General features: G+C 40.3%; 8 protein-coding genes. 6 read left to right on the top strand and 2 right to left on the bottom strand.

Annotation, left to right across the window (positions count from 1 at the left end):
• Nucleotides 1-100: 100 nt before the first annotated feature.
• The 4 genes from AC0IWT_RS17025 (at nt 101) to AC0IWT_RS17040 (ending at nt 9677) form a co-directional block, all read left to right on the top strand.
• The gene (locus AC0IWT_RS17025; protein ID WP_471798053.1) at nt 101-3076 is read left to right on the top strand and encodes a SusC/RagA family TonB-linked outer membrane protein; all 2976 of its coding nucleotides are present in this window, start codon (nt 101-103) and stop codon (nt 3074-3076) included.
• A 35-nt stretch (nt 3077-3111) separates the two neighbouring features.
• Nucleotides 3112-4593, top strand: coding sequence for a RagB/SusD family nutrient uptake outer membrane protein (locus tag AC0IWT_RS17030; RefSeq protein ID WP_471798054.1), 1482 nt, complete (start codon nt 3112-3114; stop codon nt 4591-4593).
• A gap of 453 nt (nt 4594-5046) precedes the next feature.
• The gene (locus AC0IWT_RS17035; RefSeq protein ID WP_471798055.1) at nt 5047-8196 is read left to right on the top strand and encodes a SusC/RagA family TonB-linked outer membrane protein; all 3150 of its coding nucleotides are present in this window, start codon (nt 5047-5049) and stop codon (nt 8194-8196) included.
• Between the two features lie 11 nt (nt 8197-8207).
• Complete coding sequence (locus AC0IWT_RS17040) at nt 8208-9677, top strand: RagB/SusD family nutrient uptake outer membrane protein (protein ID WP_471798056.1); 1470 nt, start codon at nt 8208-8210, stop codon at nt 9675-9677.
• Between the two features lie 61 nt (nt 9678-9738).
• On the opposite strand, the gene AC0IWT_RS17045 is transcribed toward AC0IWT_RS17040, so the two are convergent.
• Complete coding sequence (locus tag AC0IWT_RS17045; protein ID WP_471798057.1) at nt 9739-10146, bottom strand: DoxX family protein; 408 nt, start codon at nt 10144-10146, stop codon at nt 9739-9741.
• Nucleotide 10147: 1 nt separating this feature from the next.
• Nucleotides 10148-11047: a S66 peptidase family protein gene (locus tag AC0IWT_RS17050; RefSeq protein ID WP_471798058.1), complete on the bottom strand. Its 900-nt coding sequence runs from the start codon at nt 11045-11047 to the stop codon at nt 10148-10150.
• Nucleotides 11048-11085: 38 nt separating this feature from the next.
• Here AC0IWT_RS17050 and metG point away from each other — a divergent pair, with 38 nt between their 5' ends.
• Together metG and AC0IWT_RS17060 are read left to right on the top strand one after the other, a co-directional pair.
• Entirely contained in the window at nt 11086-13191 is a 2106-nt protein-coding gene (metG, locus tag AC0IWT_RS17055) for a methionine--tRNA ligase (RefSeq protein ID WP_471798059.1), read from the top strand.
• Nucleotides 13192-13366: 175 nt separating this feature from the next.
• Complete coding sequence (locus AC0IWT_RS17060; protein ID WP_471798060.1) at nt 13367-13969, top strand: FMN-dependent NADH-azoreductase; 603 nt, start codon at nt 13367-13369, stop codon at nt 13967-13969.
• Nucleotides 13970-14155 lie beyond the last annotated feature (186 nt).

Here is a 14155-nt window from a genome sequence, read left to right on the forward strand (position 1 = left end):
ATCACATTATAAACTAAAAAGGTTAAAAATTGTTAAAGATTTTTTTTTGAAGACTATATTTAGATTTTTAATAAACTAATATCAAACTAACTTAAATTTCATGAAAAAACTTTTACAAAGTTTGTTCGTGTTGATGTTTGTTGCGGTAACTGCAATGGCTCAAGAACGAACAGTAACTGGTACGGTTACCGCGAAGCAAGATGGACTACCAATTCCAGGCGTGACCGTAAGAATCAAAGACACGAAGATAGGGTCTACGACAAATGGTAGCGGACAATATTCGCTTAAAATTCCTGCTGGCTCAGTTCAGTTGGAGTTTTCTTCAATCGGATATATGCCTGTAACGAGAACCTTGGCGGCTGGCGCCAGTTCAGTAAACATCTCATTAGAAGGCGACAACAAAGATTTAGATGAAGTTGTGGTTACTGGTTATGGGTCTGGAAGAAGAGTTTCGTCCTCTGTAGGGTCTGTTGCTACTGTGAGTGCAAGAACGGTTGAAAACAAACCTGTTGCTAACGCATTTGATGCATTGCAAGGTAAAGTTGCTGGCTTACAGGTTTTTACATCTTCTGGTGAACCATCACAAACAGCAAGTATTAGATTACATGGTGTTGGCTCTTTAGGCGCTAGTAGTGCACCATTATTCTTGTTAGATGGTATCCAGGTTGATGAGAGCAGTATATTGAACATGAACCCTAATGATATCGAAGCGGTTTCTATATTAAAAGACGCTTCTTCAACTTCAATTTACGGTGCTCGTGCAGCAAATGGTGTGGTTTATGTTACTACAAAACGAGGCAGAATTGGTTCGGATGCAGTAATTACCGTACAAGGACAATATTCAGTAGCGAATCCAGCAAGCGATAAATTTTACAGAAATTTCTTAAATACAGCTCAATTAAGTCAGTTACAAATCGAACAAGGATTAAGAACGCCGGCTGCAACAGCTGCTCTATTAGCTCAATATCCTAATGACACAAAGTGGTATGACTACTATTACAAAAAGGATGTTCCAACCTATCAAACTGATGTTACGGTTTCTGGTGGCGGCGGCAAGACTGCTTATTACATCTCTGGAAGTTTTTATCAGGGCGAAGGTAACCGTTTCCGCTCGGGCTTTGACAGATATACACTTCGTTCGAATTTAACCTCAACTTTAAATAATTACATTAAAATTGGCTTAAACTTATCGGGCGGTTCATCAGATACTGAAACTAACGGATTGGCTACAAATGATACCAATGGACCATTAGCATTATTGGCTCAACCTTGGTTTTCACCATATGATGCGAATGGAAATGAGTACTATGGTACAATTATTCCAGGTTGGGGCAGATACAGCCCAAGATATATTGCTGATAACACACCATATAACAGAAACAGATTAACATTTAATCCAACTGGTTTTGTAGAAATTACTCCTGTAAAAAACTTAACAATTAAATCTCAAGGGGGTATTGATGGTTACATCGATAGAGAAACAAGTGCTAGATTAGCATCTGACGTTCGTTTCCCTGGAGCAGGTACATTATCTGAATACTACTCTAGAAGAATTAATAAGACAGTTACTAACACGATTGAATACAAATTTTCTTTAGATAAGCATAATTTCACTGTTCTCGGCGGACAAGAGTACGTGGATGGCATAACTCAGGAGTTTGGTGCAAACACAAGCAGACTTCCAAATGATAACCTTTTTATTCTTCAAAATGGAGATGCATCTAACAGAGGTGTAAGTTCTTTTAAGAGCGAATATACATTCAAGTCTTTATTCGGTAGATTAGAATATAATTTTAATAACAAATACTTCCTTGACGCTTCAGTTCGTGAAGATAAGTCGTCTCGTTTTGGTGCAAACAAACAGACAGCTACCTTTTGGTCAGTTGGCGGTATGTGGAGAGCAAAACAAGAAGAGTTCTTAAGGAATGTAGAGTGGTTAACTGATTTAACAGTAAGGGCAAGTACCGGTACAAGTGGTAATTCGTCAATTGGTAACTATGAGAGTTTGGCAACTGCTGCAGGTAGTCCGAATTATAACGGTCTTCCAGGTGTTTCTCAGAATGCACCGGGTAATCCAGATTTAGGGTGGGAGAAACAACAGAAAACTACAGTTGGTTTTAAAGCGGCATTTTTGAATAAAATTCGCCTTGATGTTGAGTTTTACTACCGCGAAACAAGCAGCCAGCTAATTAACGTTCCACAGGTTTATACCACAGGATATTCATTAGTGAGAACCAATATTGGTGCTTTACAAAATAAAGGTGTTGATATCACTTTGGATTTTGACGTATATACTAATGATAAGCACAATGCTTTTGTAACGCCATACATCAATGCAAACATGAACAGAAATAAAATAACCGAATTGTTCCAGGGTAAAAATTACTACGTAAACCCAGGTACGGGTGTTTTATGGGCAATTGGCGAACCAGTTTCTTATGTTTATCCAATGTGGGCAGGTGTTAATCCAAGTAACGGTTTACCTCAATGGTACATTCCTAATGCTGGTGATGCAAGTGTACAAACAAGAACTGATGCTAACGCTGTAACCAGTTCGTTTTCTGCTGCTAATTTACAGCAAAACACAGGTATTCAAAGGTATGCCTGGTTAAACGGAGGTTTTGGCGTTAATGCAGGTTATGAGGGAATTTTCTTGAATATTGATTTTACTTATTCTAAAGGTAAGTACATGATAAACAACGATAGGTATTTCTTTGAAAACCCAACTACTTTTTCAGGTTTTAACCAAGCCACAACCGTTTTGGATTATTGGAAAACGCCAGGTCAAAATGCAACGTTTCCAAATTTAACACAACAGTTTACACAATTCGATAGTAGATTAATTGAAGATGCTTCATTCCTTAGATTGAAGAACTTACAACTAGGTTATAATCTTCCCAAATCTATTCTTGAAAAAACAAAAGCAATTAAAGGCGCCAAAATATTCTTCCTATCAAGGAATCTGTTAACATTTACAAAATATTCAGGTCCAGATCCAGAGGTTGATTCAAACTTAGCTTTGGGCTCAAACCCTAATACAAAACAAGTTGGATTTGGCTTACAATTGACTTTTTAATAAATAACAAAAAATACTTCACATACAATAAAGTTATGAAAAAAATAATTTTAGGATTAGTTGGGTTGGCAGTGACTTTAACAGTGATTACATCTTGTAAGAAACTGGATTTAAAGCCATATGATGCCATTGACATCGCAACTGGCTTCAATACTGTTCAGGATGCAAAATATTGGAATTCAGGCTTGTACTCTGCATTGAGGGCTCGTACCTACGGAACATACAATGTTCCACAAGAGGTTCAGGGTGACCAGCTAAATGCATCTGGTGATTTCGGTAACAGAAATGGTGCTTTCCACCGTTGGGGTGCGTTTTTAAATGCAGATGATTTTTCTGGCGTTTATCAAGGTTACTATAGTGGCTTGTCTAACGTAAATGTTATGATAAAAGGCTTCGAACAAATTCAGGCAACTGCAGGTGCTCAAACTGACAGTTTGAACACTTACAAAGCGGATGCTAGAATGATGAGAGCATATTATTATCATGAATTAGCTGTAAGATATGCGAAAGCATATAATCCTGCAACGGCCGGAACTGATTTAGGCGTTCCTTTGCTAACTGAATTTGATCTTACCGTTAAGCCATCTAGAGCAACTCTAAAAGCGGTATACGATCAGATTTTAGCGGATATTGCAATAGCGAAAACTTTGAACAAAAGAGCAAATGTTAAGGGTGCAAGATATTTTACACCTGATGCTGTTTTAGCATTTGAAGCGAGAGTTAGATTAGCCATTCAGGATTGGGCCGGCGCATATGCTGCTGCAAGCACACTAATAGCTTCTGGCAGATATCCTTTGTACAATACTGCTGCTGGTTTGAAATCATATTGGGCAACTGATGCAAGCCAGGAGGATATAATGCGCATAAACGCAACATTAACTGAACCGGTTAATACAAACACCATCTACTTGGGCCTTAATGGAGCAGGAGGTTTTTTCCAACCTGATTTTATCCCAACCCAAACGGTAGTAGACAGCTATGACAATGCAGATATTCGTAAAAATGTATACTTTGAGCAAAAACTTATTCAAATTCAAGGTGTAAAATATAACAATGTTTGGTTAGTAAATAAGTTCCCTGGTAACCCTGGCTTGTTTACAACAACTTTCACGAATTACCAGAATGCAAATAAAGTTTTCCGTATAGGTGAGGTTTATGCAATTGCAGCAGAAGCAGCTGCAAATCTAAACGATACTCCGAATGCATTAACCGCCCTAAATGGTTTACGCCAGGCTCGTGGTTTAGCTGGATTATCTGGTTTATCAGGCGCAACGCTTACAAATGAAGTTAGAGCAGAGCGAACCCGTGAGTTGAATTTCGATGGTTTCCATCTGTGGGATTTAAAGCGTTGGGGATTAGGTTTTACAAGGGGTGCTGCACAAGTTCCTGCAGCTGTTCAGCAAAGTACAGGCTTTACAGGCTTAACCATTGCGGCGGCTGATCCTAAATTTATTTGGGGACTACCAACAAATGATATCATCTTAAATCCAAACCTGGTTCAAAACCCAGGTTGGTAATATATTTTCTTATTAAACCCCCGATGTAAAACGTCGGGGGTTTTTTTTTGGACTGAAAATTAATACGCATCTCAATAATTTGCAAATACGGTTTATTAATCTTTAACATTAAGGCCGTAAAAGGTGACGGTAAATCTCTGAAGCCTTCACTAACGCTACTATTTCTCGAAGTTTAGATGATAGAGTGGAACTGGCGCCAGGCAAACCGGTAAAAGAATGCGGATATGATGCTTAAATATGGCTCAAGTAGCTAATAAGGTGGCGATTTTACAAAAAGGTTCAAGTTTTTCACTGGCGTTAATTTATTATGCTCACTTTCTCATTAAATTTCAAATTAATTGGGCTAAAATCCTTTAAACCCTACTTAATCAGTAGCATTTCTTATTGTAAAATTTGCATTACCCTGTACTTTTATATACATTAGTAGGAAACTAATTAATCTTAACTAATTTTATGAAAAAACTTTTACAAAGTTTGTTCGTCTTGCTATTTATTGCAGGAGCCGCATTCGGGCAAGAAAGAACAATCACAGGAACAGTTACAGGTAAGGAAGATGGTCTCCCACTTCCCGGGGTAAGTGTTAGAATCAAAGGCTCATCAGGCGGAACTATCACCGCCGCAGATGGAAAATACTCCATCAGAACCACCGCAACTACCGGTACATTAGAATTTTCTTCAATTGGGTTTACATCCCAAAGCAAAAGCATCGGCGCCGGCGGCGTTGTAAATGTTGCGTTATCAACAGATGCTAAAACCTTAACCGATGTTGTTGTAACCGGCTACACAACGCAATCAAAAAGAGACGTAACCGGCTCTATCGCCAGTGTTAGCGGCGAAAAACTTAAGAATCAACCGATCCAAAGTTTTGAACAGGCCTTAGCAGGTAAAGCTGCTGGCGTTAACATTATTCAGCCAAATGGTGTTTTAAACAACCCGCCAGTATTTAGGGTTCGTGGTTTTAACTCCATCTCATTAAGTTCTTATCCTTTAATTATTGTTGATGGAATTCCGGTTTTCACAGGAGATCAATCTTCAAACAGTGCTGCCGGCAATGCCTTAGGGGATATCAATCCGGCCGATATAGAATCAATCGACATCCTGAAGGATGCAGCTTCTTCTGCAATTTATGGATCAAGAGCGGCTAATGGTGTCGTTGTAATTACCACTAAAAAAGGTAAACAAGGCGTTACAAAAGTGAATTACGAAGGTTGGGTAGGAACCACAAAAGCCCAAAACCTTACGCCACTTTTAAATGCGGCAGAATATGTTTTAATTAAAAATGAATCACGAACCAATATCGGTCTCGCACCGGCGTTTTTCTTGCAAAACAGATCTGATGGCTCTCAGGTTGAAACCAATTGGTATGATTATGCTTACCGTACAGCAACCTCTCAAAACCATGCATTAAATTTCTCAGGAGCGAATGAAAAAACATCTTATTATGTTTCAGTTGGCTATGGTAATCAACAGGGTTTTATTCTTGGTAACTCATTCGAAAGAAAAAATGGTCGTGTTAATCTGGACCATAAATTATTTAAGAACGTAACAATAGGTACAAATTTTTCTTACAGTAACACCTTAAATAGAGCACCTAATACAGGCTCGTTGCCAGGGCAGGCATTTTCTACAGTGGGCTTGGGCCGATTGGCGATTGTACTTCCACCAAACGTTTCTCCATATAATGAGGATGGTTCTTACAACATGAATGCTTCCGGTGCGATCGGTCTGGGCGCTAACACCATTGCTTCCAACTATCCTAATTCAGCGGTATTGGTAAATGAAGATAAGAATACATCAGAAAGTGATCGTATCATCGCAAACGCTTATGCGTCTATTCAAATCGTTAAGGGTTTAACGTTTAAAACAACTTATGGATTGGATAACCTTAAAATTGATAACAATTCATTCGTAAACCGTTTACAAGGTGATGGCTTTGCATACATCGGAGGGGCAACCAGTAACTTTGTTAAAAATGCCCGCTGGAACTGGTCTAATACATTGAATTATAGTGGTGTATTTGGCGACCATTCCTTAGGTGCGTTTATTGGTGCTGAAGATCAATACACAAAATCTTCGGGTTATGGTGCAACCAGACAAGGGGTAATTGATCCGTTTATTCAAGTGTTTCAAGGCTCTTTTTCAACCATCACACCTGCAGGGTTAACCCAGGGCGACAATGCATTCCGTTCCTACTTCGGAAGCATCAATTACGATTACAAAAAGAAATATTACTTAACCGGTTCATTTAGACGGGATGGTTACTCTGGTTTATCGGCAGGTAACAAATATGGTAATTTTGGTGGTGCTTCAGTAGGTTGGGCGCTTTCAGAAGAGAACTTCTATAAAGGTTCTGGACTTAGTGAAATTTTAACACGCATCAAATTGCACGGTAGCTATGGCGAGGTTGGTAATATCAACATTGGTAATTACCCAGCCCTTTATTTATACAGCCCAGGTTTATATGGTTCTTCTCCGGCGCTATCTTTTTCGCAGGCTGGTAACCCAGATTTGAAGTGGGAAACAAGTAAGAAAGCAGATGTTGGCGTTAATTTAGAGTTTTTAGCCGGCAGGTTCTCTTTGGATGTTGATTATTACCACAATAACATCGATAACCTGGTTCAAAACGCTCCTCAAGCTCCTTCTAAAGGTATTCCCGGGAATACAATTACAACAAATGTTGGTAAAATGTATAACAAAGGTTTTGAGTTTACCATCAACTCCAAAAACATCAACAATGACGACTTTACCTGGTCGACTACTTTAACTTTCAGTACACTAAAAAATGAGGTTACTGAGTTGGGTAATAATAACGCTGACGTTTTTGGTGCAACAGGACTGGAAACTGCAAACATTACTCGAGTGGGGTATCCAATTGGATCGATATATACCGTGCCAACCGCTGGTGTAGACCCTGCAACTGGAGAAAGAGTGTTTATCAACAGGTTTGGCCAAAAATTAAGATTTAGTTTTGCCAGGGCAGCAGCTGCACGCTATCAATATTTAGACGGTGCAAATGCAGGCCAAAATGCACCAGCAATTGATGCCGCTTTAGATGCAACAATTACTGGCCAGTCGATTCCAAAATGGTTTGGCGGTTTAGACAACAATTTCCGTTACAAAGCCTTTGACTTAACCATTGGCGTAACCTTTTCTGGCGGAAATAAAATTTACTACGGTTCATTGGCAGGTTTAAGAGATCAGCGTTTCTGGAATAACGAAGCTGGTGTATTAAACAGGTGGACAACTCCAGGTCAGATTACTGATGTACCTCGTCTGGTTTATGGTGATAATACATCAAACGGTTCGGCATTTGCTCAATCGCAAAATGTATTCTCAGGTAACTTTTTAAAAGTACGCAACCTGGCTTTAGGCTACACCTTGCCACAAACAGTTTTACGTAAACTTGGGGTTAGTAGTGCAAGGATATACTTACAGTCGAGTAACCTTTTGATCATTTCAAACTATCCTGGACCTGATCCGGAGGTTTCTGTTAATGGTAACTCTACAACAACAGGAAACAGCGGTAACCTTGCACCAGGTGTAGATAGAAACTCGGTTCCATCGGGAAGAACATTCACTTTCGGACTTAATGTTGGATTTTAAATAAAGAGATTATGAAAATTAAAATAAATAATAAATTAAAATATCTTTTCATTGCTGCACCGATGGTATTTGCGTCGTCATGCAAAAAAGATTTCTTAAATACTGCACCACAGACTGCACTGCCTATTGAAGATGCATTTTCTAACCCCGACAGGATTTTATCACAGGTAAATGGTATTTACGCAGGCGTAAAAAATGGCCAGTTTTATGGTGGCCGTTACCTGATATACAACGACATTCGTGGAGAAGATTTTATCGTTAATAAACCAAACGGCGTAACTGGTTTGGATACATGGCGTTTCAATGTAACTTCTGGAACAAATGAGGTGGTGAATTTGTGGGGTGCTGTGTACGCCGCAATTAACCGTGCAAATTTGGTTATAGAAGGAGTTGCTGCAAATGCTTCGTTATTAACGCCGGTAGTTTCGAAACAATACATTGCAGAAGCTAAGTTTCTACGTGCCCTATCTTATTATAGTTTATTGCAGTTTTATGCGAAACCATATGTAACCGACAATGGCGCAAGTTTGGGTGTTCCGCTTCGGTTAAAAGGCGAGAAAGACCTTACAGGTAACGATTTAAAAAGAAGTACTGTTGCCGAGGTTTACACACAGATACTAAAAGATTTGAATGAAGCAGAACCTGATTTAGCATTAACACTTCCCGCAATAAGGGCTTCGAGAAATACCGCCATTGCCCTTAAAACCAGGGTTTATCTGTCCATGGGCAACCTTGCTTCGGTTGTAACCGAAGCAAACAAAATTGTTTCGGCAACAGCACCATTTGCAGCAACAACAGGTACACCTTTAAAACTGGAAAGTAACCTTGCTACAGTTTTTGGTGGTGCTTATGTTGGCAACGCTTCTGCTACAGAAGTTGCCCTAACTTTTCCAATGGCAGATTTAGATGCGCCGGGTACACAGAACCAACTCGCTTACTACTACAACGTTGCTACAAATGGCGCAGGTGGTAACGAAGAATTCTTTTTAAACCCTACAGGCATTTTTGCTAACGCAGCATTTGCCGCAGGCTCTACGGATGCAAGAAAGGGATTAACAGCTGTTTCGGGTGCGAATACATACTTAACCAAATTCAAAAGGCCTTCACCATACACAGACTATGTTCCGGTAATCAGGTATGCTGAGGTATTACTTAATCTTGCTGAAGCAACGGTTGTAAGTGATCCGACAAGATCTATCGCCTTGCTTACCGCGGTTAGACAGCGGTCAAACCCTGGTTATGTATTTCCGGCGGCTGATTTACTTCCTGCTAATTTGAAGAATACCATTTTAGCAGAGAGAAGAATCGAATTCCTCGGAGAAGGATTAAGGGCACCTGATATAATGCGTTTAGGCTTAGGGTTTGTGGCAAAAAGCGGGTCACAAGGTACTGCGCCAGCTATTCCATTCAATACGGCAGGTTATATATGGCCAATTTCATCTACAGAAATTCAAAATAATAAACTGGTCGTTCAGAATTAACAACGAATTATCGATTACAAAAAAAGCCGGCAATTGCCGGCTTTTTTTGTTTACTGATTTACTATTTCTTATCAACACTATATTTGCCCGGACCAATAAAGAGCAGTCCGAAAAATACAATGCCCAATTCAATTGCATGGCTTGCACCGCTTAGTCCATCGCCTTTGGCAAAGTGGCCCAGAGCAGCAATAATCATGGTGATGATTAACAAAATTAACACAGGCCTGAAGAATAAGCCAACAATTAACAGGAAGCCTCCGAAAGTTTCTGTTGCAGCGGCCATAAACCCCCAGAAAACAGGTAGAAAATCGATGCCAACAACTTTCATGCTGCCGCCAAGTTTTGCCCAGCCATCAGGGCCGCCTGCAATTTTTGGAAAGCCGTGAATGATAAACATAACGCCTAATCCAATCCTTAATAAAAGCAATCCGGTGTTGCGGTACTTTCCTAAATTATCTAATACTGCCATCTTATATATATTTAAAATCTACATTATTTGTTTCGATAGTTAACTCAACGGTTGCACCAACCACCATTGCCATGTTGTTATCGATATGACCGCTTGGGAAATTGAAGCACACCGGGTAAGTGTATTCTTTAACAAGTTCCCATATTACTTCGTCTGCAGTTTGTCCGAACGGAATTTTCTCCGGCGAAATTTCATTGAATGCACCAATAATCAAGCCCCGCAATCTTGATAGCTTTCCGGCTCTTTTGAGCATCCTTAACATTCTGTCGATAGAATATTCATGCTCACCAACATCTTCCAGAAAAAGGATTTTATCTTCAAAATCCATCTCCGATACCGAGCCTTGCAGCATGCAAAGCAAGGTTAAGTTGCCACCAATTAAGCTGCCGTTACAGGTTCCTGGCCTGTTATTAAAATCGCTTTTATAAGCATAATGGGGCTTTTCGCCAAAAAGTGCCTTTTTCAAGGATGCTAGCGCTTCACCGGTCGAATCATCAAAAGTATAAGGCATTTGCGCATGCATCGATTGTGTGTTGTACCGGGCAAAAACATGGGCCAGCAAAACCGTAATATCGCTAAAGCCAATTATCCATTTAGGATTTTTTTGAAAAGCAGTAAAATCGAGGGAATGTATAATGCGCAAGGTGCCATAGCCACCCCGTCCGGCAATAATCGCCTTCACCATAGGGTCGTCTAAAAAAACCTGTAAATCTGTAGCCCTCAAATCATCATCGCCCGCAAACTGATTGTGTTCCGCATACACACTTTTCCCGATAACCACATCAAGTCCCCAGCCCTTAAGAACGGACACGGCAGAATCTATGGATTTTGGGAGTTTTTTCGCCGGACAAACAATCGCGATTTTATCACCTTTTTTTAAGTATGGGGGCTGTATAATCATGGTTAAAACAATATCTTTGTCAAATTAAATGAATTGTTTTGGATAATAATAAAATAAAAAGATATACAGTTACTGCGGCGCTACCATACACAAACGGGCCGGTGCACATCGGGCATTTGGCTGGGGTGTATATTCCTGCCGATATTTATGCCAGGTACCTGCGTTCTAACAAACGCGACGTGAAGTTTGTTTGTGGGTCTGATGAGAACGGTGTTCCCATTACCTTAAAGGCTAAGCGGGAAGGCATTACGCCGCAGGAAGTTGTAGATAAGTACCATAAAATTATCGGCGATTCTTTTAAAGAATTTGGTGTTTCTTTTGATATTTACCATCGTACATCTTCGTCAACCCACCATCAAACTGCTGCCGATTTCTTCGAAACCCTTTACAATAAGGGTGTTTTTACCGAAGAAATTACCGAGCAATATTACGATGAACAGGCAAAACAGTTTCTGGCCGACCGCTACATTACCGGAACCTGCCCAAACTGCGGTAATGAAAACGCCTATGGCGATCAATGCGAAAATTGCGGCACCACGCTCAACGCAACCGATTTAATTAATCCAAAATCAACCTTATCAGGTAATAAGCCAATTTTAAAAGAAACCAAAAACTGGTTCCTGCCTTTAGATAAGTACGAGGAAAGGCTGAGAACCTATATTGAAAGCCATAAAGAATGGCGCCCTAACGTTTATGGGCAATGCCAAAGCTGGCTTAATGCTGGCTTGCACCCACGTGCCATGACCCGCGATCTGGATTGGGGCATTCGCGTGCCGCTTCGAGATGCTGAAGGCAAGGTTTTATACGTTTGGTTCGATGCTCCGATTGGATACATCTCCGCTACAAAAGAGCTTTGTAATTATGCAAAACTCGATGTATGGAATCCTAAGGCAGAAGAATATTACATCAGCAATTACGAAGCCGATAAATGTGGCTGGGAAGAATACTGGAAAGATGACGATACTAAGCTGGTGCATTTCATCGGTAAAGATAATATCGTTTTCCACTGCATTATTTTCCCGGCAATGTTAATGGCGCATGGCGGATACATACTTGCAGACAATGTACCTGCGAACGAATTTTTAAACCTCGAAGGACAAAAAATTTCTACCTCCAAAAACTGGGCGGTTTGGTTAAATGAATACCTGCGGGAGTTTGAAGGCAAACAGGATGTTTTGCGCTATGTTTTAACAGCTACTGCTCCCGAAACAAAAGACAACGACTTTACCTGGAAAGACTTTCAGGCAAGAAATAATAACGAACTGGTAGCCGTCTTAGGAAATTTTGTAAACCGCGTTATTGTACTTACCCATAAGTATTTTAACGGCACCGTGCCAACCTTAATGGAAATTAAGCCGGAAGATCAGGCGGTTATTGATGAACTTTCCGGTTATCCTGCTAAAATTGCTGCTTCTATAGAAAACTATCGTTTCCGTGAGGCGCTTTCCGAAGTAATGAATGTTGCCCGTTTGGGAAATAAGTACCTCGCCGAAACTGAGCCCTGGAAACTGATTAAAACGGATGAAGACAGGGTTCGCACCATTTTACACATCTCCCTGCAAATTTGTGCAAACCTGCAGATTTTAATCGAACCGTTTTTGCCATTTACTGCAGATAAGTTAATGAAGATGCTAAACAATGGTAAACCGGGCTGGGAAGATGCAGGTTCCATTACATTGATAAAACGAGGACATGACATTAACGAAGGTGTGCTCCTTTTCGAGAAAGTTGAGGATGCTGCAATTGATTTCCAGATAGAGAAACTGAACCAGAGCAAGGTTACCAACGCAACAGCCTCTGCGCCCGTTCCGGTAAAAGAAAATATAAATTTCGATGATTTTTCTGCAATGGATATCCGCGTGGCAACCATTATAGCTGCCGAAAAAGTAGAGAAAACGAAAAAGTTGCTCAAACTCACCGTAAATACCGGCATTGATGAGCGAACCGTAGTTTCTGGTATTGCAGAACACTACAAGCCAGAAGAAATTATAGGCAAACAGGTTAGCATTATCGTAAACCTTGCGCCTAGGGAAATTAAAGGTATTTTATCTCAGGGGATGATTTTAATGGCCGAAAATGCAGAAGGGAAACTTGTTTTTGTATCACCAGCTGATAAATTTGAGGAAGGCAGTGTAATCAGATAAGCGAAACCGCCGTCTTTCTTTTCAACGATAGCATTAAAAAAGCCCTGCCTGGTCAGGGCTTTTTTAATGCCCCAGTGTGTGCTTAGGTTTCTAAAAGGATAGCGCTAGCCTTTGGGATAGTCATGGAAATAGCCGGGGGTCTATCTCTAAATTTGCTTCATAAAATTTAGAAAACATGAAAAAGATTCTTCATATCATTTCAAGTCCCCGCGGCGAGGCATCTATGAGTATAAAATTAGGCAAAGCCATAATAGAACAAATTCAGGACAGCTATCCTGGTGCAACCGTTCAGGAGCGTAACCTGGCAAAGCAACAATTTCCACATCTTGAAGAGGCACACCTTGCCGCCTTTTTTACGCCGGCAGAAAACAGAAGTGAGCAAAGCGTTATAGCCATCCGCCATTCGGACGAAGCAATTGCAGAGATTCAGGATGCCGACATTATTGTTATCGATGTGCCCTTTTATAACTTCGGTGTACCCTCCACACTTAAAGCCTGGATAGACCACATCGCAAGAGCCGGTGTTACATTTAAGTACGGTGCAAATGGCCCTGAAGGCTTAATTACAGGCAAAAAGATTTATCTGGCAATTGCCTCGGGCGGCATCTATTCTGACGGCCCTATGCAAGCCTACGATTTTGCCGCTCCTTATTTAAAATCGGTATTAGGCTTTATGGGCATGACAGATGTGAGCATCTTCCGAGCAGAAGGTGCATCAATTCCGGTTATCCAGGATACTGCTCTGGAGAAAGGTATTGCCAGTATTTTAATTGATTAACCGCTTTGCAAACCTTGCAGAAACGGATGTTTCTGCAAGGTTTAATTTCAGGTTGTAGCAAGGTGATGGTACTAATCAAAAACTAACTACTCGAGCTAATAAATATTAATCCAAGCATCATCAAATGAGTTTTGCTGCTTAATTGAGTGGTTTCAATCGTTCATGCCATCAGTAACAAGTGCTAAA

This window comes from Pedobacter sp. AC464 (assembly GCF_979253075.1).

Bases quoted from the DNA above. Each gene is read 5' to 3' on its own strand.
- AC0IWT_RS17040 (WP_471798056.1), top strand. From the start codon at position 8,208: ATGAAAATTAAAATAAATAATAAATTAAAATATCTTTTCATTGCTGCA.
- AC0IWT_RS17025 (WP_471798053.1), top strand. From the start codon at position 101: ATGAAAAAACTTTTACAAAGTTTGTTCGTGTTGATGTTTGTTGCGGTA.
- AC0IWT_RS17030 (WP_471798054.1), top strand. From the start codon at position 3,112: ATGAAAAAAATAATTTTAGGATTAGTTGGGTTGGCAGTGACTTTAACA.
- AC0IWT_RS17060 (WP_471798060.1), top strand. From the start codon at position 13,367: ATGAAAAAGATTCTTCATATCATTTCAAGTCCCCGCGGCGAGGCATCT.
- AC0IWT_RS17045 (WP_471798057.1), bottom strand. From the start codon at position 10,146: ATGGCAGTATTAGATAATTTAGGAAAGTACCGCAACACCGGATTGCTT.
- AC0IWT_RS17050 (WP_471798058.1), bottom strand. From the start codon at position 11,047: ATGATTATACAGCCCCCATACTTAAAAAAAGGTGATAAAATCGCGATT.
- AC0IWT_RS17035 (WP_471798055.1), top strand. From the start codon at position 5,047: ATGAAAAAACTTTTACAAAGTTTGTTCGTCTTGCTATTTATTGCAGGA.